26 protein-coding genes and 1 pseudogene are annotated in these 20,762 nt (G+C 40.5%); 9 read left to right on the top strand and 18 right to left on the bottom strand.

Annotated elements, in window-relative coordinates; genetic code table 11:
* Positions 1–29: 29 nt before the first annotated feature.
* From BMZ22_RS14460 to mutY, 4 genes are all read right to left on the bottom strand, one after another.
* Positions 30–1,781 (bottom strand): ABC transporter ATP-binding protein, encoded by a 1,752-nt coding sequence (locus tag BMZ22_RS14460; protein ID WP_090086876.1) that lies wholly within the window; start codon positions 1,779–1,781, stop codon positions 30–32.
* A gap of 214 nt (positions 1,782–1,995) precedes the next feature.
* Positions 1,996–2,523, bottom strand: a complete 528-nt coding sequence (ntdP, locus tag BMZ22_RS14455; protein WP_090086874.1) for a nucleoside tri-diphosphate phosphatase — start codon at positions 2,521–2,523, stop codon at positions 1,996–1,998.
* Between the two features lie 266 nt (positions 2,524–2,789).
* Positions 2,790–2,963 (bottom strand): gamma-type small acid-soluble spore protein, encoded by a 174-nt coding sequence (locus BMZ22_RS14450; protein WP_090086872.1) that lies wholly within the window; start codon positions 2,961–2,963, stop codon positions 2,790–2,792.
* 114 nt (positions 2,964–3,077) lie between these two features.
* Positions 3,078–4,148: an A/G-specific adenine glycosylase gene (mutY, locus tag BMZ22_RS14445; RefSeq protein ID WP_090086871.1), complete on the bottom strand. Its 1,071-nt coding sequence runs from the start codon at positions 4,146–4,148 to the stop codon at positions 3,078–3,080.
* Positions 4,149–4,236: 88 nt separating this feature from the next.
* Between mutY and BMZ22_RS14440 the strand changes: the two genes are divergently transcribed.
* Positions 4,237–5,223 (top strand): metal-dependent hydrolase, encoded by a 987-nt coding sequence (locus BMZ22_RS14440; protein ID WP_090086869.1) that lies wholly within the window; start codon positions 4,237–4,239, stop codon positions 5,221–5,223.
* Positions 5,224–5,280: 57 nt separating this feature from the next.
* Here BMZ22_RS14440 and BMZ22_RS14435 read toward each other — a convergent pair whose 3' ends face one another.
* The 3 genes from BMZ22_RS14435 to BMZ22_RS14425 form a co-directional block, all read right to left on the bottom strand.
* Entirely contained in the window at positions 5,281–5,616 is a 336-nt protein-coding gene (locus BMZ22_RS14435; RefSeq protein WP_090086867.1) for a YfhH family protein, read from the bottom strand.
* Between the two features lie 134 nt (positions 5,617–5,750).
* Complete coding sequence (locus BMZ22_RS14430; protein ID WP_090086865.1) at positions 5,751–6,569, bottom strand: YitT family protein; 819 nt, start codon at positions 6,567–6,569, stop codon at positions 5,751–5,753.
* Between the two features lie 186 nt (positions 6,570–6,755).
* Complete coding sequence (locus BMZ22_RS14425; RefSeq protein ID WP_218144065.1) at positions 6,756–7,124, bottom strand: hypothetical protein; 369 nt, start codon at positions 7,122–7,124, stop codon at positions 6,756–6,758.
* A 190-nt stretch (positions 7,125–7,314) separates the two neighbouring features.
* Here BMZ22_RS14425 and BMZ22_RS14420 point away from each other — a divergent pair, with 190 nt between their 5' ends.
* The gene (locus tag BMZ22_RS14420) at positions 7,315–7,974 is read left to right on the top strand and encodes an SDR family NAD(P)-dependent oxidoreductase (RefSeq protein ID WP_090086862.1); all 660 of its coding nucleotides are present in this window, start codon (positions 7,315–7,317) and stop codon (positions 7,972–7,974) included.
* Positions 7,975–7,980: 6 nt separating this feature from the next.
* Here BMZ22_RS14420 and recX read toward each other — a convergent pair whose 3' ends face one another.
* Positions 7,981–8,796 carry a recombination regulator RecX gene (gene recX, locus BMZ22_RS14415; protein WP_090086860.1) on the bottom strand — a complete coding sequence of 272 codons (816 nt, stop codon included), beginning with the start codon at positions 8,794–8,796 and terminating at the stop codon, positions 7,981–7,983.
* Positions 8,797–8,911: 115 nt separating this feature from the next.
* On the opposite strand from recX, the gene BMZ22_RS14410 reads away from it, so the two are divergent.
* The 6 genes and pseudogenes from BMZ22_RS14410 to BMZ22_RS14385 form a co-directional block, all read left to right on the top strand.
* Entirely contained in the window at positions 8,912–9,799 is an 888-nt protein-coding gene (locus BMZ22_RS14410; RefSeq protein WP_090086858.1) for a TIGR01777 family oxidoreductase, read from the top strand.
* A 63-nt stretch (positions 9,800–9,862) separates the two neighbouring features.
* A complete protein-coding gene (locus BMZ22_RS14405; RefSeq protein WP_090086856.1) occupies positions 9,863–9,988 on the top strand; it encodes a YfhE family protein in 126 nt (41 codons plus the stop codon).
* 355 nt (positions 9,989–10,343) lie between these two features.
* Positions 10,344–10,553, top strand: coding sequence for a PLD nuclease N-terminal domain-containing protein (locus BMZ22_RS14400; protein ID WP_177183457.1), 210 nt, complete (start codon positions 10,344–10,346; stop codon positions 10,551–10,553).
* 1 nt (position 10,554) lies between these two features.
* Positions 10,555–11,463, top strand: a complete 909-nt coding sequence (locus BMZ22_RS14395) for an ABC transporter ATP-binding protein (RefSeq protein ID WP_090086855.1) — start codon at positions 10,555–10,557, stop codon at positions 11,461–11,463.
* Positions 11,463–12,239, top strand: coding sequence for an ABC transporter permease (locus BMZ22_RS14390; RefSeq protein ID WP_090086852.1), 777 nt, complete (start codon positions 11,463–11,465; stop codon positions 12,237–12,239). The genes BMZ22_RS14395 and BMZ22_RS14390 overlap by 1 nt, the downstream gene beginning before the upstream one ends.
* Before the next feature lie 98 nt (positions 12,240–12,337).
* Positions 12,338–12,802, top strand: a pseudogene (locus BMZ22_RS14385) (anti sigma factor C-terminal domain-containing protein); the annotation flags it as partial.
* Positions 12,803–12,804: 2 nt separating this feature from the next.
* Here BMZ22_RS14385 and BMZ22_RS14380 read toward each other — a convergent pair.
* The 4 genes from BMZ22_RS14380 to BMZ22_RS14365 form a co-directional block, all read right to left on the bottom strand.
* On the bottom strand, positions 12,805–13,647 hold the full coding sequence (locus BMZ22_RS14380) for a tyrosine-type recombinase/integrase (RefSeq protein WP_090086898.1): 843 nt from the start codon (positions 13,645–13,647) through the stop codon (positions 12,805–12,807).
* Between the two features lie 116 nt (positions 13,648–13,763).
* Entirely contained in the window at positions 13,764–14,003 is a 240-nt protein-coding gene (locus BMZ22_RS14375) for a DUF6429 family protein (RefSeq protein WP_090086848.1), read from the bottom strand.
* An 808-nt stretch (positions 14,004–14,811) separates the two neighbouring features.
* Positions 14,812–15,000, bottom strand: coding sequence for a hypothetical protein (locus tag BMZ22_RS14370; protein ID WP_090086846.1), 189 nt, complete (start codon positions 14,998–15,000; stop codon positions 14,812–14,814).
* Between the two features lie 195 nt (positions 15,001–15,195).
* Positions 15,196–15,399: a hypothetical protein gene (locus BMZ22_RS14365; protein ID WP_090086844.1), complete on the bottom strand. Its 204-nt coding sequence runs from the start codon at positions 15,397–15,399 to the stop codon at positions 15,196–15,198.
* Between the two features lie 466 nt (positions 15,400–15,865).
* Between BMZ22_RS14365 and BMZ22_RS14360 the strand changes: the two genes are divergently transcribed.
* The gene (locus BMZ22_RS14360) at positions 15,866–16,075 is read left to right on the top strand and encodes a hypothetical protein (RefSeq protein ID WP_068441547.1); all 210 of its coding nucleotides are present in this window, start codon (positions 15,866–15,868) and stop codon (positions 16,073–16,075) included.
* Positions 16,076–16,287: 212 nt separating this feature from the next.
* On the opposite strand, the gene BMZ22_RS14355 is transcribed toward BMZ22_RS14360, so the two are convergent.
* From BMZ22_RS14355 to BMZ22_RS14330, 6 genes are all read right to left on the bottom strand, one after another.
* Positions 16,288–16,995 (bottom strand): hypothetical protein, encoded by a 708-nt coding sequence (locus BMZ22_RS14355; RefSeq protein ID WP_090086842.1) that lies wholly within the window; start codon positions 16,993–16,995, stop codon positions 16,288–16,290.
* 3 nt (positions 16,996–16,998) lie between these two features.
* Positions 16,999–17,853, bottom strand: coding sequence for an ABC transporter ATP-binding protein (locus tag BMZ22_RS14350; protein WP_090086840.1), 855 nt, complete (start codon positions 17,851–17,853; stop codon positions 16,999–17,001).
* Complete coding sequence (locus BMZ22_RS14345; protein ID WP_090086838.1) at positions 17,843–18,220, bottom strand: GntR family transcriptional regulator; 378 nt, start codon at positions 18,218–18,220, stop codon at positions 17,843–17,845. The genes BMZ22_RS14350 and BMZ22_RS14345 overlap by 11 nt, the downstream gene beginning before the upstream one ends.
* 297 nt (positions 18,221–18,517) lie before the next feature.
* Positions 18,518–18,697 carry a type II toxin-antitoxin system antitoxin gene (locus BMZ22_RS14340; RefSeq protein WP_090086836.1) on the bottom strand — a complete coding sequence of 60 codons (180 nt, stop codon included), beginning with the start codon at positions 18,695–18,697 and terminating at the stop codon, positions 18,518–18,520.
* A 13-nt stretch (positions 18,698–18,710) separates the two neighbouring features.
* A complete protein-coding gene (locus BMZ22_RS14335) occupies positions 18,711–19,556 on the bottom strand; it encodes an SPFH domain-containing protein (protein WP_090086896.1) in 846 nt (281 codons plus the stop codon).
* A gap of 81 nt (positions 19,557–19,637) precedes the next feature.
* The gene (locus BMZ22_RS14330; RefSeq protein WP_090086834.1) at positions 19,638–20,507 is read right to left on the bottom strand and encodes a ComEC/Rec2 family competence protein; all 870 of its coding nucleotides are present in this window, start codon (positions 20,505–20,507) and stop codon (positions 19,638–19,640) included.
* Between the last annotated feature and the right edge of the window lie 255 nt (positions 20,508–20,762).

The raw sequence follows: 20,762 nt of genomic DNA, 5'->3' as shown, positions 1-20,762 counted from the left end.
CGTTCGTCTTTTTCATAAAGCATATACGTTTACGCACCATCCAAGTTCTGCACTTGATATAAATCGTAATAATGGCCTTTCCTTTTCATCAACTCATTATGCGAACCGGCTTCTTTTATTTCACCATCTTCAATATGGACGATACGATCCGCATGCGTTATAGTGGCCAAACGATGCGCCACAATGAAGGTTGTCCGATCAGAAGCAAGCCGTTCCATCGCTTCCTGAATAATATGCTCGCTTTCCAGGTCAAGTGCTGAGGTCGCTTCATCAAAGATCAAAATCGGCGGGTTTTTCAGAAATACTCTTGCAATCGCAATGCGTTGTTTTTGTCCACCGGAAAGTTTTACGCCACGTTCCCCAACCGTTGTATCGTAACCTTCACTCAATTGTTGAATAAAGTCGTGAGCATTGGCTGCTTTGGCCGCTCTGACGACCTCTTCATCCGTTGCATCAGGATTGCCCATGCGTATATTCATTGCAATGGACTCGCTGAATAATATATTATCCTGCAAAACCATGCCGATATTATCCCGTAATGATCGGGCCTGCACGTCACGTATATCCGTGCCATCAACTTTAATCGAACCGCCTGTGACATCGTAAAAGCGCGGAATAAGGCTAATGAGCGTCGACTTACCGCCACCACTCATACCCACAAACGCAATTGTTTCACCACTTTTAACATTCAGCGACACATTGCGCAGCACTTCCGACTCTTCGTCTTCGTATTTGAATGAGACGTTTTCGATATCAATTTTACCATCAACGCGTCCGAGCTGTTTGGCGCTTTCCTTGTCCGTGATATCATATTTTTCATTCATCAATTCAAACACACGGTCAATCGAAGCAATCGATTGGGTTAAAACCGTTGAGGAACTAATAAGACGCCGGAGCGGGCCATAAACACGCTCCATATAACCTGCAAAGGCTGCCATCGTACCAACGGTTACATCGCCTTGGATTACAAGATAGCCGGCTACGCCAATAACCAACAATGGTGCCAGATCAGTGATGGTATTCATAACAGCAAACGTTTTGGCATTCCAGTCTGTATGATTTAGCGCTTTTTGCAGAAAGTTCGCATTACGTTTGTCAAATTGTCCCTGCTCATACCCTTCAAGGGCAAAGCTTCTTGTCACCGGAATTCCTTGAACCCGTTCATGCAGATGTCCCTGCACTTCAGCAAGTGATTGCGAACGCTCCCGCGTCAGTTCTCTCAATCTGCCGTAAAAAAACTTTACACAGAATCCAAAAATCGGGAACAGAATAACGGCGACAATCGTTAGACCGACATCCATTGTCAGCATAATACCAATCGCTATCAGGATTGTAATCATATCCAGCCAAATATTCATCAGCCCTGTCACAACAAAATTCTTCGTTTGTTCGACATCATGTATTACCCGGGAAATAATTTCCCCGGTTTTTGTCTGAGAATAGAACCTGAGGCTCAGTTTTTGTATATGATCAAACAGCTTATTTCTGACATCATACAAAATAGTATTACCGACCCATTGTGCCAGGTATTGCCGAAAATATTCAATTGGCGGTCGCATAATCAGGAAGATAACAAACGCGCCACCCATCAGCCACAGCAAATGTTCAATCCGTGCTGCGTCTGTCATATCCTCCGCGTTAATGATATTGTCGATTACATACTTTAAAATCAGTGGCATAAGGAGTGGGATACCAAACTTAAGGATTCCCACCAAAACGGTCACCAATATTTTCCATTTATAAGGTTTAACAAACTGTATATATTGTTTAATACTGCTCATATTTTTCGCTTCCTTATTCGAGTAATTCTTTCATTAGAAAAATCGGCATTCACATCTCTGATAGCGTGTGCCGAACTTTTTAAAATTAACCCTGATATTTAGTTGAATGACTTAAAATAAAACCCTTGCTACAAGCGTAACAAGGTTTCTTAAAAGACCATACTTATTTGATTATAAAGGCAGTCATGCTGATAAGCAATTATTTGAAATATGATTACTTGTACGTTAAATAACGCTCATACCACTGATCGATAAATTCACCGGAGAAAGGGCCTTTACGCTGCCGCACCCATCCCAGCAGATAATCAATGTGACGATATAGAATATAGTCCAATGAGCCAGGGTAATTCATTTGCTGTTTATGTACCTCATACTCGTCCTCGTCCAGCAAGTCAAATGTCATATCCGGGTAAACTTTTACATCAAGATCGTAATCAATGTATTTCAGTGAGCCCTCGTCAAATATGAATGGTGAACTGATATTACAATAATAATAAATGCCATCAGTACGCAGCATACCAATAATGTTGAACCAGTAGTCCGCATGAAAATAGCAAATCGCCGGTTCCCGTGTAATCCAGCTTCGTCCATCGCTCTCTTTTACGCGTGTTTTATCATTTGCACCAATGACAATCGTGTCGGTTCCTTTAAGCACAAGCGTATTTTCCCATGTCCGGTGCAGTTGACCATTATGTTTATAACTGTGAATTTTTATGGCTGATCCAGCTTCCGGTGCAGTCATCCAATCTCTCCTTCAACAAACTTCCGCATCCCCCAACGCAAAAACAGGGAAACTGAAATCACGTGTCTTTTCATTATAATTGGAAAAACCGGATATTTGAAGGAAAGTAAATTACATCAAAGAATTAATTATTAAAACGTAAAAAGAACCCCCGGCAAAGGGGGCTCTCAAAGCTCTGTGCGAATGATCTCAGTATAGACGCTCGCTTTTTTTCGCGTCTCCCTTTCACATCAGCGTAAAATCATTCTGACAGAGCTGTCATTCGCTTATTTCTTTTTTTGCTGAGACTGTTGGTTTTGCTTCTTAACTTCCTGGGCATTTGTTTCAGAAGCAAATTCAGTACCGTACTGACCTTGACCTTGCTGGGCTTTTTGGTTCTGCTGTTTTACTTTTTGTACGTTTGTACCAGCAGAAGTTTTGTTGGGTTGTTTTTTAGCCATCAATATCACCTCCGCACTCATTACTTTTTCCATCTCACGGACAGTTATCCGTTTTATTTAACAGTAAAAATCATCTGGTTTTGACAGACAATGGAAAAAGTGCGGTAATACTATTCATGGCAGATACGGTATCATTCGTTGATGCGAGACAGGAAAAGGATAATCTTCCAATTCCTCCCGGCTGACAAAACGCAGACGCTCATCTTCAGCCTTTTCGCTTGCTGTTAAAGCAGCAAAAACTTCCAGCTGCCATATGATGTGCGAGAACACGTGCTTTAAGTCCGTCTGCTTGGCTGATAAGGAAACGTTAATGCCATATTCAAGCTTAAACCAATTTTCAATTTCACCTTTATTAACTTCGCCTGCCGGGACCATCGGAAATTGCCACATATTTGCTAAAAGACCGTCTTCAGGCCTTTTTTCGATTAAATATTCATTATGGCTATTTTTGACCAGCAAAACGGTGTACGGTATTTTTTTCTGCTTTTTCGCTTTCGATTTGACCGGTAAGTCATGGACAGTCCCTTCCTGAAATGCCCGGCAATGTTCCTGAACCGGACAGAACATACAGAGCGGTTCTTTCGGTGTACAAATGAGTGCACCAAGCTCCATAAGGCCCTGATTAAACGATGAAGGATCATTATGAGAAATAAGCGCCCCCGCATAGTGTTCAAACTGCTTTTTTACTTTGGGCTGGGCGATATCGTCTTCTAATTCAAGAACGCGCGCCAAAACGCGCATCACATTACCGTCAACCGCGGGGTGAGCTTGATTAAAAGCAATCGATAAAATGGCACCCTTTGTGTATGGACCAACACCTTTCAGTTTTCCCAGCTGTTTGGGATCATCAGGCACTTTGCCGTTATATGTTTCAGCGACTTCACGTACTGCGTTTTGTAAGTTCCTTGCCCGGGAATAGTAGCCGAGACCTTCCCATGTTTTTAAAACATCCTGTGGATCTGCATAAGCTAAATCATAGACCGTTGGATATTTTGACATGAACCGCTGAAAATAAGGGATAACAGTATCGACTTGTGTCTGCTGGAGCATTATCTCGGACACCCATACTTTATATGGATCCTGATCTTTGCGCCACGGCAGATCACGCTTATTATCCAGGTACCAGTTAATCAAGTTATTTTGGAATCCCTGAATGTCAAAACTCTGTAAAATTTCATCACGCATGGTATGACATCCTCTGTGTTATAATTTAAATAAATTCATGACGTGTGTTATTATAAAAACGTTAAACTTAATAGGAGGAACCTGACTTATGGACACAGGCACCCATATTGTTATGGGGGTTGCAATCGGCGGGCTTGCAACGCTGGACCCCGCTGTGCAAAATGATCCTGGTATGTTTACCGCTGTATTAGCCGGAACAGTTATAGGTTCTCATGCACCAGATTTCGACACCATATTAAAACTGCGCAATAACGCAGTTTATATACGACATCATCGGGGAGCAACCCATTCAATCCCCGCTGTTCTGATGTGGGGACTGCTAATAGCCGGGGCCATTTATGCACTTGTTCCAAACCTCAGCTTCTTGCACTTATGGGCATGGACCGCGCTTTCAGTTATTCTTCATGTACTCGTTGATATTCCAAACGCCTATGGAACGCAAGCTTATCGACCGTTTACAAATAAATGGGTTGCACACGGTGTTATTAATACGTTTGATCCGTACATTTTCCTGCTTCATATTGGCGGAATCATTGCCTGGCTTTTTGGAGCCAACGCGGGCTATACGTTTTTAATTATTTATGCCGTTATTATACTCTACTATATAAAACGGTATATGGATAAACGCGAAATTGTGCGGACAATCAAAGAGTTTTACCCGAACACTGAACAGATTGCAACTTCTCCAACAATCAAGCATAATCAATGGCGCGTAGCCATAACGACAACCGATTATTTTTATGTGGGATCTGTCATCGATGGCCACATTGACATCGTTGACCAATTTGAAAAGGTGGCGCTGCCCGATAACAAGCTTTTTGATTTGGCTAAAAAAGACAAAAACATTGCGGCCTTTTTATCGTTTTCCCCGGTCTATCGATGGGAAGTGCACGACTTCGATGATTTCACCGAAATCCGTTTTATCGATTTACGATACAGATCAAACGAACGCTATCCATTCGTCGCAGTCGTCCAAATCGATGATAATATGCGTATTTTGACGTCTTATACCGGCTGGATCTTCTCTGAACAAAAACTGCAGCATAAATTAGACATTGGAGACAGCTTAGTATGAAGCAATCAGTGGCAGCTTTTTGCCACTGATCATTTTATACACAGCCAGTCAAATCTTCTACGACTCGATCTTGTCACCGAGCAAGGATATCGGCAAGGCTTCTTCCTTCTCATGCACTTCATCCAATAGATTGACACGATGGCCCCATGCGAACACGCCATTTATATAATTGATTTTAAACTTATACCCCGGATCGCCTCTCAGCTCATATGTTTTTTGCGCTTCGAATTCATCGGGGTTCATCATGTAAGCAATCGCCACCTGCATCTTTCGTTCATTGATGGCCACTTCACTTATATTGCCGAATTGCTCCGCTTTTTGTGCTTTTTCTTTCAGTCTACCGACTTCTTCGCGCAGCTGTTCTACTGTGTAATCACTATATCTGTAATCCATAATTGTATACCCCTTTCTCTGTCAATGTACATTTTACCAATAGTTAAAGAAAATGAACACTCCCGCCGCTTGATTGCGTCAATCAACAAAAGCGCACATGCTGCTGCAGCACATGCGCTATAAATAACACATTTTTATGATTTCCTGAAGTTCCCAAATACTTCACTCGTTTCACTTATACTGACAAACGCTTTCGGATCAATATTTTTTATAAGATACTTTACAAGAGCCAGCTCATAACGGGTGATGACGGTATATAGAATTTTATTTTGATTATTGGTGTATGCGCCGTATCCATTCATGACCGTTATCCCCCTGATCAAATTGGCGATCAGCTCATTTTTAAGCTCTTCACCTTTCGTTGTCACAACCATCAGACTTAATTTTATATGGCGGGTATGAATCCGATCAATGACTATCCCGGTAATATAAATTGAGGCCATGGTCAGTAACGCTAAATTCCAGGAAAATACAAAACCTGAAATAAACACGACAGTACTGTTGATGCCAAAAATCAATACGCCGAGAGGAATATCACGTTTTTGCGTCACAACAAGGCCAATAATATCAGCTCCGCCCGTTGAGCCATTGAACCTTACGATAAGACCAATCCCGACGCCGGTTATAACGCCGCCGAACACGGCAGATAATAACGGATCCTCTGCCACTTTCAACACTGGGATATATTGCATGGCGATTGATGTGACAAAAACAGAGAAAATACTATGCCAAATAAATGCTTTCCCTAGCCGCATTAAGCCAATTATAAAAACAGGAATATTTAAAATCACGAGCCAAATACCGGAGTTGATTGGTGAAAGAAGCCCTAAAATCATAGCCATACCTGTCACGCCGCCTGATAATACTTCATGCGGCAGCAAAAACATATTAAAGGCAAACCCCAGTAAAACAGAAGCTGCAAACAAAACAACATATCTATAAACGTGATACATGACATGACCCTCCAATCCATTTACAACAACATTCTCATAGCAGGTTACTGTGTCTTACATGCATATTGAAAAACACTTTTTGAATTTTAGGGGGTCACGCAACTAAAAGTCAATATTATTTTGTATCTTTTCTAAAATTGTTCCCCGGTACAGCTGATCGAAAGCGGGACCAGAACGCTATGTTGATCACTGTTCCAGGCAGTCGCATTCGGGCTCTGTATTAGCCTCTGCTTTCGGAGAGATTGTCTCCGCTCTCCGGCACATATTTCCGCTCTCCCGCCCATATTTCCGCTCTCCGGCACATATTTCCCTTCTCCCGCCCATATTTCCGCTCTCCGGCACATATTTCCCTTCTCCCGCCCATATTTCCGTTCTCCCGCCCATATTTCCGCTCTCCGGCACATATTTCCCTTCTCCCGCCCATATTTCCGCTCTCCGGCACATATTTCCCTTCTCCCGCCCATATTTCCGCTCTCCGGCACATATTTCCCTTCTCCCGCCCATATTTCCGTTCTCCGGCACATATTTCCGTTTTTTCAGCAAACAGCCTGTCATTCCGGGATTATCACATCAAGTTCTGAGCATTAGTTACACCAGCTCTTTTTTGAATGCTTTATCTCATATAGTATAATTACATAAAAATTAATGATATTCTTATGGTAAAGGTAAAGGTATTTCAGCAGAGCACGGATAATGGGAGGTTTGCTGAAAATCAAATCAGGCTATGAGATGGAGGAGTTATAAAATGTCTACAGTTGCAATCACTGGTGCAGGAAGCGGTCTTGGCCGTGCGTTAGCACTGAAATATGCTAAGAATGGCTGTAAAGTGTTTTTACTTGGACGCGATGATACGAAGCTTCAGCTTGTCCAACAAGAAATTCGGCAGGATGGCGGACTTTCAGAGGTTATCCTGTGTGATGTGCAGGAGCCGGCTTCAGTAAGTATTGCTTTTCAGCAAATCGGCGAACTTGATGTTTTCATAAATAACGCAGGAGTTGGGATTTTTGGCCCAGTGGAAAGTTATACAAACGAAGACCTCGATAAAACGCTCAACACCAATGTTAAAGGCACTATCCTGAGTGTACAGTCCGCACTTCCGCTTATCCGCAAAAATAATGGACGCATTCTAACAATTATTTCAACTGCCGGTCTGCGCGGGAAGGTGCATGAATCCATTTATTGTGCCAGCAAATTTGCGGTTAAAGGCTTTACCGAAAGCCTTCAAAAAGAATGGGAAGATGAACCCATCGCCATTACGGCCGTTTACATGGGCGGTATGAACACGCCTTTTTGGGACGACTCTTCCCATGTTGAGGATCCCTCTGGACTGAAAGGACCGGAAGTTGTGGCTGAGCAGATTTTCAATGAAGACGACGGTCGCAATGAAATTATGATTGACCGGTAGATGAACTTAACCTTCTTCAAGATATTCATCCAAAAACGTATTGATCAAATCAATTGTGAAGCCTTTGCGATATAAGGCTTCTTTTATTTTTTGGCTAAGTTGAAAACCGCTGTATTTCTGTTGATGTTTTTGTAAAAGTTTTTCACCTTGTTTAACGAGTGACGCCCATTCTGCATCATCATCTTTTTGATTCGCAAGCTCTGACGTTACCTCTTTAACCAAGTCGCCTGAATAACCTTTCTGCATCAGCGTTCCCTGCATTTGCTGGATCTGCTGCCGGAATGATTTTTTGCTGTTCGCATTAAGTTTTTTCTCAGCAAGCTTCAAGGCCTTTTCAAATTGAATATCGAATGAATACATTTCCAAAGCTTCAATGATAAACGCTTCTTCAACGCCTTTTTGCAAAAGTTCTTGCTTGACCATATTCGGGCCTTTGCTCGACGTATTGATTCGCGTTCGTACAAAGCTTCGGGCAAATTCATGGTCATCGATAAGCCTTTCTGCTGCCAGTTTTTCCATTATTTTTGAAATATGCGCTTCATCCACTTCTTTTTCCACAAGATAATCGCGAATTTCCTTCTTTGTACGCATCCGATAGCTTAAAAAATTAATCGCGAGGGTATAGTGTTTATGAAGGGTATCTTTTTGGATGAGGACATTAACGGTGCTATCCTCCAACTCCATACCTTTACGGAGCCGATATTCAACAAGGATGGATTCATCGACACTAAAACCGTATTTTTCGCCAGATCCATTATCGAGAAAAATGTTATATCGATCTTTGTGTTTCTTTTGGGTTGTGATACGACTAATTTTTGGCATCATCATCCTCCTCTTATTTCAATCATTATATCATGAAAATAACCGGGATAATCAGCATATAGAAGAAATAACACGAGTTAATTGGATTCAAAAAGTATCGATTGGAGTGAATAAAATGAATATCTTAATAACCGGCGGAACCGGGTTTCTCGGTACGCACCTGACAAATGCACTTATTGAAAAAGGACATCACACCTACATACTGACACGTTCACCCGACAAACACACCGATACCGGAAATACGTTTTTCATCAGCTATGATTATCCTGTTAAAGAGCTCCCCGTCATCCATGCAGTCGTTAATCTGGCCGGCGAATCGTTATTCGGCTATTGGACGCTAACGAAAAAAGAGGCGATTCGTACAAGCCGGATTGAGACGACACGGCAGGTTATTCATATGATGAAACAAATGAAAACGAAACCGGACGTGTTCATCAGCGGATCTGCCGTCGGCTTTTACGGGACATCAGAGGATCGTATTTTCACTGAAAAAACAGCTGAGCCAGGTGACGATTTTCTGGCAGAAGTTGTGACAGAATGGGAAAAAACTGCTAAAGAAGCTGAATCGCTCGGTGTAAGAACCGTTTTGACACGTTTTGGCATCATGCTCGGAAAAGAAGGTGCGCTTCCATTAATGAAGCTGCCGGTCAAACTGTTTGCCGGTGGTAAAGTCGGCAGCGGGGAGCAATGGATTTCCTGGGTTCATGTCAAAGACGCCGCAGGTCTTGTTCAGTTTTGCCTGTTTAATAATACCATAAGCGGGCCGGTAAACGTCACTGCGCCGAATCCAAAACGGAACAAGGACTTCATCAATGTACTGGCTCATGTTTTACGGCGTCCGGATTGGCTTCCGGTTCCATCGTTTCCGGTTCGTATCGTGCTCGGTGAGATGAGCTTATTGATTTTGAACGGGCAGTGTGTTTTACCGCAAAAGGCAAACGACGCGCATTACGCGTTTTCCTACCCCAGTCTAAAAGCAGCACTTGCTGAAACAGAACAATAGATGAGAAATTTGTATATTTTTTAATGGAATGGCAATCCTAACAGTCAAAGTGAGGGATGGAAAATGCCTAAAAAACCATTTGAGCAGGAAAAATTTTTATCCAAGACACAGGAAGTCCTCTATCAGAAAGAATTCAGGCAGGCCGACAGAGAATATAACCGGCTTAGTCAAAAAAGAAGTCGCCGTTGAAACGGCGATTTTCTTTTTTATCCACAAAAATCACTCTCCTTGTTAATAACTTTCTGAACCCCTTCCACAAAAAGGCCAGTTATTCACAGGTATGCTGTGGGTAATTCTTGACCTGCTTGTGGAAAATGTGCATAAACTTGTTAATTACTTTGTTATAGCTGTTCATAATGTTGACAACGTTGTGGACGACCACTTTAATCGACACACCCTCCCCTTTGATTCATCGATAATGTTTCAGGGAAAAGTTTTGCACACCCTCTTTACAATCACAGTTACCCGGTTTCAAGATAAATAACAGAAACTTTATAACCACACAACCGTATAGCATATTATACAATTCGATTGGGGTGCTCATATGGAAGCGATCGATCTAATAAACCAGATCAACTGGGCAGTGATAGCACCGTTGATAGCTATTCAATTCATCCTGCTTGCAGTTGCCGCTATAGACCTGATTCGTGCAGACAAAACGAATGGACCCAAATGGATGTGGGTGTTAATCGTCATTTTTGTCAACATTTTAGGGCCGGTGCTATATTTTATTTTCGGGAGGAGAAACGACTAAAATGAGCTTGTTGAGCGCAAACGGTTTGACCAAAATTTACGACCATCACACTGCAGTCAATGACGTCAGTTTCCAATTCGGGGCTGGTAAATGTATTGCCCTGATTGGACCTAATGGCGCCGGAAAGACCACCACCCTGAGAATGCTTTCAGGATTAATTAAACCAACGAGCGGCACCATTCACTATGCTGCTAAAAAGAAAAACGCTGATATCCGGGGATTGATTGGGTATTTACCACAACACCCTGTCTTTTTTAAATGGATGAGCGGAAAAGAGTTTCTGATGTACGCCGGCCGTCTTGCCCACCTATCCAAGGAGGAAGCCCATAAGCGTAGTGAACAATTGCTTGACCGCGTAGGCCTTTCAGATGCTGCTAATAAAAAAATCGGCAAATATTCCGGTGGCATGAAGCAACGGCTCGGAATCGCTCAGGCTTTAATTCATCAGCCAAAACTGCTGATGCTTGATGAACCTGTATCCTCGCTCGATCCGATTGGCAGGCGGGAAATTCTGACATTGCTGGAAGAGCTGAAACAAGAGATAACCGTTTTATTTTCGACACATATTTTAAGTGATGCAGACGAAGTAAGTGATGAGTTACTGTTGCTGCATGAGGGCAGCATCGTCGAATCCGGGTCAATGTCTGATCTACGTGAAAAATATCAGACGGCCAAAATCGAACTTGGTTTTGAAGGAGATTTAATCCCTTACCGGGAAAAGATAAACAGCTTAGACAGTGTAACGAACGTCTGTCTGGATCGTTCTGTTCTGCATGTGACCGTCCATGATATCGACACGGCTCGAGATGCTATTTTAGCAGCTGCTTCAACTGAAAGATGGCCGATTACATCGTTCAGCGTCAGCCGCACTTCCCTTGAAGATATGTTTATGAAGGCGGTGAATAACTGATGCAATGGTGGGTGCTTTTTCAAAAAGAGTTAGTGGAAAATAGTCGTAATATGAAATGGGTTTGGGTTCCGCTGATTATGATACTGATTGCAGTCATCGATCCGCTTACCAACTATTATTTGCCACAGATTATTGAAGCAACAGGCGGGCTGCCGGACGGAACACAGATTCAACTCCCGGAATACCAGCCGAGTGACGTCGTCATGATGAGCCTCGGCCAGTTCAGTACAGTCGGCGTAGCGGTAATAGCGCTTATATCAATGGGTACTATTGCCGGTGAACGTAAAAGCGGGGTGTCGGAGCTGGTCCTGGTTAAGCCTGTTTCCTATGGCAATTACATTACAGCTAAATGGGCATCGAACGCGCTCCTTGTCCTTGTTTCTTTTGCACTTGGGATGCTTGCCAGCTGGTATTATATCAATCTATTATTTGGAGAACTGTCATTTGGCGCATTGTTGCAAGTGTTAGTTTTTTACGGATTGTGGTATTTGCTTGTTGTGTCACTGTCGATTTTTTACAATACCATATTCAAAATACCCGGGCTTATCGCATTTTTGACAATTGCAACAGTCGGACTGATCAGTATAGTGACGTCAATTTTTTCTCATGTACTTGCATGGAGCCCCAGCCGTATTTCAACCTATATTCAGCAAATGATTATCACCGAAAGAGTTCCATATGATTTAACCTGGGCGGCTATCGTGGCAGGTATAATGATCGTGTTGCTCTTAATCGCCTCAGTTATGATATTCAGGAAAAAGGAAATGGCAGATTGAAATAGACTGGCAGCACTTATCGGCTGCCATTCCTTATCGTAAAATTCTAGTTTTCGTACTATTATAAGTAAAAACTTAGATTAAAAGTTGAACAGCTCTTTTCTGAGAAGGGTATTCGTCTTTTATGGTTTGCTGTTGATACCGGCATCGAATCAGATAGGAATCATGGCATGTTTTTTGACCCTATAGGTTTTCCAAGTACTCCTATATGGCATGAAGATAATATGATTACGCAATCACGCGAAGAGGAAGATGGATTGTTTGGCAGCAAAACGATTTCGGAAAGTGCCTCATCACCAGCATATACTGAAGGTGACCAAGACATGCTCCATGACCAATTTATGAAGACATTACACTTTCTGCAGGACCACGAGAAAAAAGCAGATCGATTGTCCTTTGGAGACTTACACCTCGACGATCGGATTGACTATCTCGAAACTAATGGAATACTCCATTATTGTGCAGTTATCACCGGGCCCACAAAGGAAATATTGACGTTGCAGGATGAATCATCGGTAGCAGGGCTGGAAGTGGATGAAGTTGAATTGTGGAATTGGGATTAATTTTAAAAATATTTACTATAAAAATCATGTCTTAATTTCCCACTGAGATGGGCATAAATCTTTGTCGTTTCACTCTTTTCATGGCCGAGAAGGCTTTGAATAACTTCAAGAGGCGCACCATTGTCTACCATATGTGTAGCATAACTGTGCCGTAATTGATGAGGGTGAATTGTTTTTGTTATTCCAGCCCGATTTGAAATACGTTTCACAATATATCTTAAGGTATCTATGCTCATACGCCTTTTAGGAGTGCGCTCGGTGACAAACAAACAGGGTTCATCATCGTCACGCTTGTCTAAATATCTTTTTAGCCAAATCCCACAGCTTATATTAAAATAAACTTCTCTTTCCTTGTCACCCTTCCCTTGCACAATTACCGAGTTACCTGTGAAATCAATATCATCTCGATTTAATTTTGCAACTTCTCCAATGCGACAGCCGGTCGAATAAAAAAATTCAAATAAAGCATTTTCCATCGATGTATGACAGCCTTCTCGTAAGTGTTCAATTTCACGTTCCGAAAGAAACTTCGGAATTCGCTGTCCCAGCTTCGGCTCCTTTAATTTGGCAGCCGGGTTTTTTAAGATATACCCTTCCTCATGTGTCCATTTGAACAATGACTTAATAAATCGTACACGATGCCCTAAACTAGATGGCTTTAAATGAGCCCCAGCTTCTCCCAAGTATTGTTTTAGGTTTTCTGTTGTGAGCTCATCCATTCTGATATCACCGAAATAACGTTCTAAAAGAACACTTTGAAATCCATACATTTTCAGCGTAAGAGGAGAATAACCCTCAATCCTTTTATCAGACTGATATTTCACCCATGCTTCCGACAATAACATCATTTTCACGCTCCCATACTATGAATCAATTAATTTGATTCTAGTATGGCCTTTTTAAATTACGTTTATTCAACAATCGAAAAATATTGTTTCAATCTACGAGTAAAGATTTATTACTAATCACCTTCGACATTATATTTTTCCATCAATTCTCGAGCTTTTTTAATACCCTCATCCGTTAAATATACAGATTTAGACCGTTTACTTCCAAAAATGTATCGATCATCGGTTAGTTGGTCCAAAGATTCGAAAGGATAGCCTTTCCAACTTCTTCGAAACTCTCCAAGTCCGTAATCATCTTTAAATGAGGTTAAATATAATAGCAGCAATGTAAGTTCATCAATTGGATCATTCATGTTTTTACACTCCTTTATTATCGTTCTTAATCCAAATATTAAATACGGCAATCCGTAAACTAATATTTCAAGGGTGCATTTTCTACTTTCTGCGTTTTCGATTGACCCAGTTTGACTCTAATACTTATTCCTGATTAGCTCCCGATTGTAGCATTGTCTTAGCGACATTTTTTCATTTATTTTTTTCTTTTTTGTCGCTAAATAAAAAACCAACTGCTATACAGGAAGTAATTGCAGCAACTAACATTAATATTTCAACCATTTTATCTCTCCTTTAATTAACAGGCAAGATAGTCAGCTTCTTATTCAAAACAGGCGCCCTATTGCGGCAATCGTCCACTTTCTTTTTTGTTCCATTTTTATTCCCCGATAGAGAAATTGATTGATAAGAAAAACTAGCATAACGTTATTTTTCAATATGATTTGGAACAAATTCGATAATCAACCATATAATTACCATTGATATTACAGCTTCTAATATGTTCTCTGTCCATTTAACTGTATTACTTATAATATAATCAAATATACAAAGTAAAAAATACAATGCTATTCCTAAGGTGACTCTCGTTTTATTTTTCATAATGAACCCCTTTTAGCACTGATATGCAAATATAAGTATAAGCTGGAATGTGCAGCTAGGCTGTTTTGATATCCTCGTTCGCTACTTTGAATATGACCTTTTCTCCAGAATTGAGCACCAAGTCTTATTCCGGAATGGCGCCCGATTGAAGAAAGAAAGTTTATTTTTTTATCGTGCTAAAACTATCCATTATCCTTCTTTCATAATCTCATACTAGCTGATTGGATATTATTTATCACAAGAGATTGACCAATTAAAAGCTAATAAATCTAAATTCTGTTTGGCAATAGTTCCATTGTTTTCTACACAAGTGTTTTTAGCTTCTGCAAATCCGCTATAGCTGAAGGCAATGCTGAGAGTAAGTACAACCAAAACCATTAACCCAATTAACCAATTTCTTAACCTTTTCGTTTTCATTGCCTTACACCTCCTCTGTATATCTAAGTATTTATTTCTACAAAACTACGTCCCTAACCTGCCCTTTAGCTGCTTAATAATTAATTTCAAACCTCTGTTGTTTTCATAAGGAGTTATTCAATTAAATGGCTCTATTCAGGCACAGTGTTTATTCAACAACTGCTCCCAATAGTTGAAAAATATTATTTCCCAGTTTTATTTTTTCTTTTCTTTAATAGCTTCCAAAATAACTTTTGTACAAGCTACAATAATTCCACTTAGCAATATCATTCCCATATAAATTGGATGTAAATGTGTTTCCGATACGCCGCCCCAAGGAAGTAAGAATTGGTATATAAATGGGAAAATCCAAAAAGTAAGGATGTAAAATCCTAACATCATCCCAAGTATTAACTTCATTTAAACTTCGCCCTCCCCCTGATTTAATTGTAACTTCCTCTTAAACAATTGCGCCCGTTTGTTGTATACAAATATTCTAACATAATGAATCCGCACCTTCTAAAAACTCAGAAACTGGTTAGCCTCCAAAAAGGGGTTTTAAAAAAACAACTTCTGGGGGTTTTATTATTTTTATCTTTTGACGGCAGAAGACCCCCTTTTCAAAAACGCATCAGTGTTTTAGGTGGGCGATGAATGCCGAAACAGTAAAAAGAGAAAATATAAGGAAAATTCTATTCTCTTTTTGCTTATAATATAATAGATGAAATCAAAATAAATATATTTTTTGAAATTAGCACCAATTTACCAAACTCACAAATTAAATTAGTTAAAAAATACCATTTTTCCGACAAAACACTGAATAAACGACGTAATTATGACATAATTGTTTACGATATTCATCTCATAGAAAAAGGAGTGGGACCGTATGAAAAAAAACAGATTAAACAAACGGGATCTTTTCCAATATATAGGTTTCGGTATTATAATGCTTACACTTATTTCAAAGCTGATTTTAAGTTTTACCGGTGTGACCCAAAAAATGTCTCAGTTGGTTTATCACGGGTATGACCCATTAGGTGTCACTATAGGCTTAGTCTTTTTGGCCCTGTCATTCCTGTTCCCTAAAAAAGATTAAATTTGATGAAAAAAATGACAATATTTATTGTCACTATGTTAATTATGGTGATAATACGAATGTTAAACATCAATTCTTTCCTTCAAAAGGTTGTTATGATAGTAAAAAATAGCGCACTAAATATTATGTGATTTAGCACGCCAAATGTATTGTTTTTTTATTTTTTCTCCACTGTAAGTGAACTACTTAGTTCGGCAGCACCAGTCCTTTTTCTATTTCACTTTAACGGTTGTAATTCGCCGCAAAAACAGGAAGGATATACCATAAATCACCAACCCGATACCGAGCAGCTGATAAAAGAATACAAGATCAATGCCAGTAAATACATCAATAAAGAAATCAATGAGCCAGCCTTGTGCGATGCCTAACAGACCGATAAGAAGGAGCACACCGAGAAAGCTTCCCCCGCCGGCTATACCATATTTATAAAACAACAGGCCTATCATAAACATTACTGCCAGGAAAAAGAACATAATAGCTGTATCAGCAATAACGCGTGTATACCATGTATCATTAAGAAAATAGGAAGGATGAAGAAATGAAAAGAAGTCGATTCCTGTTGCATTCATCAGCGCCATGACAATCTCCTGCAGACCTGTCGCAGCAAGAGACATGGCAAGTGCGAGCATAAGAAAAAATACGCCTGACCCGATAAAGATATTTTTCCGCGTTGCACTCATTTTAATTAAAAATGGTACTGAATCTTTTACCGTCAAGAATCCTAAAATCGCACAATATACATACATTGGCCCTGTCAGGCTGAACGTAAAAAGTGTCACATCATTATCCAAACCTGCCAGAAAGTAAGTAAATGCCAATGAAACAACCAATATAGACAGCAAAATCGTCCAGAAAATTGTGAGTGAGTAACGCAAATCTGATCCGTAAAAATAAAGCAGTCCTTTTATTTGTCTTCCCATCGGTCATGCTCCCTTCTTTTCTGTAAGATAAATCATCAATTCCTGAATTGGTATGCTCTCAATTGACAATCCAGCCGACGTAGTCTTTTCCATATTTCCGAATACATATGCCGTCATCATACCGGCAAGCTGCTTACTCTGGAAAACTTCCTTATCACTTGTAAATTGTTCAACCTCCTGTATCGGACCGGATACAGCATAGGCATGATCACGCAGCGTGTCGGCTTCTTCCTGCAATACAAGTTTTCCATCCTGTAATATGAGCACTTCCTCAAACATGAGACTGACTTCGTCAATCAAGTGGGTCGAGAAGATAATTGTGCGCTTCTCCGCTTCATATTCCTCAAGTAAAATATCGTAAAATTTCTTTCTTGCGGCTGCATCTAGTCCGATATACGGCTCATCAAAAATCGTAATCGGCGCCTTACTTGCCAGCCCGACGATAATCCCAAGCGCTGAAGCCATACCTTTCGATAATGTTTTAACTTTAGCATTCAGACTCAGGTTATATTCGCGTATCAATTCATCAGCCAACGCCTGATCCCATGTTGGATAAAAATAAGCATAAATCCGCAGCACATTTTTCACTTTTAAATCCTTTTTAAAATTATCGCCTTCTTTAATCAGACAAATGGACTCCGTCAGCCGCTGATTATCAAACGGCTTTTCTCCGTCAACCAGAATCTCCCCTTCTGAAGCTAAAATATGACCTGACAAAATTTCCATAAACGTCGTTTTCCCTGCCCCATTACGTCCTAGCAGGCCATAGATTTTCGGTTCCGAGAGTGTAAATGTTACATCATCCAGCGCTTTCGTGTTTTTATACATTTTCGATACATGATTAACCTCAATTTTCATGATGGTTCTCCTCTCTGTTCATCATTTCCAATAACTCACTTTTACTGATTTTTAACTTTGCCGCTTCATTTTTTAACGGCAGCACATAATGCTCATAAAATGTCTGCTTGCGCTTTTCAATTAAAATCAGTTCGGCATTTTCTGTCACAAACATCCCCACACCTCTCCGCTTTACTAAAATGCCTTCATCCACCAATTCATTTGTTCCTTTCGCTGCAGTCGCCGGATTGATCCGATAATACTTCGCAAATTCATTTGTGGACGGAACACGTTCGCCCGGCTTAATTGTTCCATTAATAATCGCATCTTCCAGATACTCTTTGATCTGCTGAAAAATAGGTTTGTTTTCATCCAACTGCAATTTCATAATGAAGCTCCTCAGTTATTCGGTTAGTTACTTATATAATTAACCATATAACTATTCTATACGTTTGTCAATAATTTTTTAAAAATTAATACTTCTCTTTGCCTGCACGTTACTTGAACTGCAAATTGGCTCAAAATCTTACAGTACCGGCTTAAGTTCACTCAGATTCGCTCAAGTTGTTACAAAATCGGCTCAAGTTCACAATTTTTTCGCTTAAATTGCCACATTCAGTTCTGAACGCAACGGCATAAGGCACATATAAAAAAACTCCGCACCTTATTAAAGTGCGGAGTGTGTCTAATCTTCTCCGATTTTCTTATCTTGTGACTTAGGAAGACGGCCTGCTTTTTTGGCTGATTCCCTGAGCAAAAATTCCACATGACTGTTCACGCTGCGAAATTCATCTTTGGCCCATACCTGCAGGATTTCATACAACTCGGGGTCAATCCTCAACGGAAAATTCTTTTTTTTAGCCATCAAAACCCTCTTTTTACTGGTAGAGTGAACCGGTATTGATGACCGGCTGTGAACCATTTTCTGAAACAATTGATACCATCAGATTGTTAACCATGGTTGCACGCCGCTCCTCATCCAGTTCAACGGTGCCGTCTTTTTCCAATTGAGCAATCGCCTCTTCAACCATTCCAACAGCACCTTCTACAATTTGTTTGCGGGCAGCAATAATGGCGCTAGCCTGCTGACGCTGAAGCATCGCCTGAGCGACTTCAGTTGAGTAGGCAAGATGGGTCAGACGTGTTTCAAGTACTTCGACACCTGCTACAGTGAGCCGTTCCTGCAAATCTTTCGCAAGCTGTGCAGATACCTCTTCCGCGTTTCCCCTTAATGTCATTTCATCTTCTGTAAACGTGTCATATGGGTATTGAGTTGCGACTGCACGAATAGCTGTTTCACTTTGAATTTCCACATATTGTTCATAGCGATCCACTTCAAATACAGCTTTCGCAGCATCAACAACTTTAAAAACAATAACAGCGGCAATTTCAATCGGATTACCATTCACATCGTTTACTTTCAGCTGGCTGCTGTTAAAATTCCGTACACGTAATGAAACCATTCTTCTAACTGAAAAAGGTACTGTTATGGCAATCCCCTCTTTACGAATACTCCCCATATATTTCCCAAGAAAGATCACAACCGCAGCTTGATTTGGCTGAACAAGCGTTATACCGCTTCCCAGCGCAATCGCAATTACTAAAGCAATTCCGCCAATAACAAACTGGGCTTCTAAAAAACTCATAACAGTGACCGCCGCGAGCACAGCAATCGCAAGTATTCCAACATATCCATTCATCATCCAAGCGTCTTTTTCACGAATACCGTTCATATACACCTTCCCCACATTATTATTTTAATTTCATATTAATATGATATCATTATTGTTTAAATTTGTAAATTATTAACTTGCTTTTAAGCTGCTTAGCGGATTCTTTTCATGATAGATAACAAAGCCCTTTCCGTCTGTCCGAACTGTGATATCACCGAATGCAGCTGTAGGATATATTGCCGTACCAACTTTTTGAAGATTCTTCATTACACGGTCGACCGGGTGGCCAAACCTGTTTTTTTTGCCATAAGTAAGAATAGCCGCATTAGGACTTACCTTTTTCAAAAAATCGAGTGACGTGCTTGTGCGTGAGCCATGGTGTGCTACTTTAACAATTTCCGAATTCAGATTATGCTTTTCGATCAGTTCCTTTTCCTGTTTCTTTTTGACATCACTCATTAACAAAAAGTCAATTTTTCCAAATGTCAGTTTCAACACAATGGATGATTCGTTATTTGATTTGGAGCTGTTGTCCGTATTCAAAATTCGTGCTTGCAATAAAGGATCAACCTGCAAAAAATCATTGCGTTCAGCAATTTCAATCGGAATCTGCCGTTTCATAATCTGGCTGATATAACGGGCGTACGTTCGTGTTGAATGAATTTTGCCGGTATCCATAATCCGTTCCACATCCACTGATTTCATAACTTCCAGCAGCCCGCCTATGTGATCAATATCCGGATGTGTCGCTATCATTAAGTCCAGCTTCTTTACATCCTGCTTTTCCAGAAAAGCGGTCACTTTTTTTCCTGCTTTTGGCGGTCCCCCATCGATTAATATATTTTTACCGGATGGTGTCTGAATGAGTATGCTGTCTCCCTGGTCCACATCAATAAAGTGAACCTCCATTTCAGAGGCTTGCTCAGCATGATAAACGTCTGGCGCAAATATAGCTACGGCCATGATGACAGATATAACCCATATAACGTTTTGCCATTGCATGATAAACATTCCTTTTTCTGTGAGTCCACTTAGTTTGTTCAAATCGAGGTTACTATTATGCGACTTGATTGATGAAAATATAAAGTGACACATCAATCAGTGGATTTTTCCCGCTGATTGTTCGTTGCACAGAACCGGACATTTTCTGCCAGTTGCATGCAGAATAGCAATTTTTATGTTTAGGTTGATTTGGATTGGTTTTTTAATTCCTACTGTGTGCTCCGGCACATGTTATTCTGCTGCCGTCCATATTTT

This window comes from Lentibacillus persicus, from assembly GCF_900112705.1.
GTDB classification, from domain to species: domain Bacteria; phylum Bacillota; class Bacilli; order Bacillales; family Amphibacillaceae; genus Lentibacillus; species Lentibacillus persicus.
Note: the sequence above shows the minus strand (reverse complement) of the source record. Positions and strands in the feature narration are given on the sequence as shown.

Excerpts from the sequence above, each read along its gene's own strand:
- BMZ22_RS14435 (WP_090086867.1), bottom strand. The coding sequence starts at position 5,616 with ATGGATTACAGATATAGTGATTACACAGTAGAACAGCTGCGCGAAGAA.
- BMZ22_RS14370 (WP_090086846.1), bottom strand. The coding sequence starts at position 15,000 with ATGAAAACGAAAAGGTTAAGAAATTGGTTAATTGGGTTAATGGTTTTG.
- BMZ22_RS14410 (WP_090086858.1), top strand. The coding sequence starts at position 8,912 with ATGAATATCTTAATAACCGGCGGAACCGGGTTTCTCGGTACGCACCTG.
- BMZ22_RS14440 (WP_090086869.1), top strand. The coding sequence starts at position 4,237 with ATGGACACAGGCACCCATATTGTTATGGGGGTTGCAATCGGCGGGCTT.
- BMZ22_RS14365 (WP_090086844.1), bottom strand. The coding sequence starts at position 15,399 with ATGAAGTTAATACTTGGGATGATGTTAGGATTTTACATCCTTACTTTT.
- BMZ22_RS14430 (WP_090086865.1), bottom strand. The coding sequence starts at position 6,569 with ATGTATCACGTTTATAGATATGTTGTTTTGTTTGCAGCTTCTGTTTTA.
- BMZ22_RS14355 (WP_090086842.1), bottom strand. The coding sequence starts at position 16,995 with ATGGGAAGACAAATAAAAGGACTGCTTTATTTTTACGGATCAGATTTG.
- BMZ22_RS14400 (WP_177183457.1), top strand. The coding sequence starts at position 10,344 with ATGGAAGCGATCGATCTAATAAACCAGATCAACTGGGCAGTGATAGCA.
- BMZ22_RS14395 (WP_090086855.1), top strand. The coding sequence starts at position 10,555 with ATGAGCTTGTTGAGCGCAAACGGTTTGACCAAAATTTACGACCATCAC.
- BMZ22_RS14380 (WP_090086898.1), bottom strand. The coding sequence starts at position 13,647 with ATGTTATTGTCGGAAGCATGGGTGAAATATCAGTCTGATAAAAGGATT.
- BMZ22_RS14360 (WP_068441547.1), top strand. The coding sequence starts at position 15,866 with ATGAAAAAAAACAGATTAAACAAACGGGATCTTTTCCAATATATAGGT.
- recX (WP_090086860.1), bottom strand. The coding sequence starts at position 8,796 with ATGCCAAAAATTAGTCGTATCACAACCCAAAAGAAACACAAAGATCGA.
- BMZ22_RS14345 (WP_090086838.1), bottom strand. The coding sequence starts at position 18,220 with ATGAAATTGCAGTTGGATGAAAACAAACCTATTTTTCAGCAGATCAAA.
- BMZ22_RS14375 (WP_090086848.1), bottom strand. The coding sequence starts at position 14,003 with ATGAATGATCCAATTGATGAACTTACATTGCTGCTATTATATTTAACC.
- ntdP (WP_090086874.1), bottom strand. The coding sequence starts at position 2,523 with ATGACTGCACCGGAAGCTGGATCAGCCATAAAAATTCACAGTTATAAA.
- BMZ22_RS14340 (WP_090086836.1), bottom strand. The coding sequence starts at position 18,697 with ATGGCTAAAAAAAAGAATTTTCCGTTGAGGATTGACCCCGAGTTGTAT.
- BMZ22_RS14390 (WP_090086852.1), top strand. The coding sequence starts at position 11,463 with ATGCAATGGTGGGTGCTTTTTCAAAAAGAGTTAGTGGAAAATAGTCGT.
- BMZ22_RS14425 (WP_218144065.1), bottom strand. The coding sequence starts at position 7,124 with ATGACAGGCTGTTTGCTGAAAAAACGGAAATATGTGCCGGAGAACGGA.
- BMZ22_RS14330 (WP_090086834.1), bottom strand. The coding sequence starts at position 20,507 with ATGCAATGGCAAAACGTTATATGGGTTATATCTGTCATCATGGCCGTA.
- BMZ22_RS14460 (WP_090086876.1), bottom strand. The coding sequence starts at position 1,781 with ATGAGCAGTATTAAACAATATATACAGTTTGTTAAACCTTATAAATGG.
- BMZ22_RS14350 (WP_090086840.1), bottom strand. The coding sequence starts at position 17,853 with ATGAAAATTGAGGTTAATCATGTATCGAAAATGTATAAAAACACGAAA.
- BMZ22_RS14405 (WP_090086856.1), top strand. The coding sequence starts at position 9,863 with ATGCCTAAAAAACCATTTGAGCAGGAAAAATTTTTATCCAAGACACAG.
- mutY (WP_090086871.1), bottom strand. The coding sequence starts at position 4,148 with ATGCGTGATGAAATTTTACAGAGTTTTGACATTCAGGGATTCCAAAAT.
- BMZ22_RS14450 (WP_090086872.1), bottom strand. The coding sequence starts at position 2,963 with ATGGCTAAAAAACAACCCAACAAAACTTCTGCTGGTACAAACGTACAA.
- BMZ22_RS14420 (WP_090086862.1), top strand. The coding sequence starts at position 7,315 with ATGTCTACAGTTGCAATCACTGGTGCAGGAAGCGGTCTTGGCCGTGCG.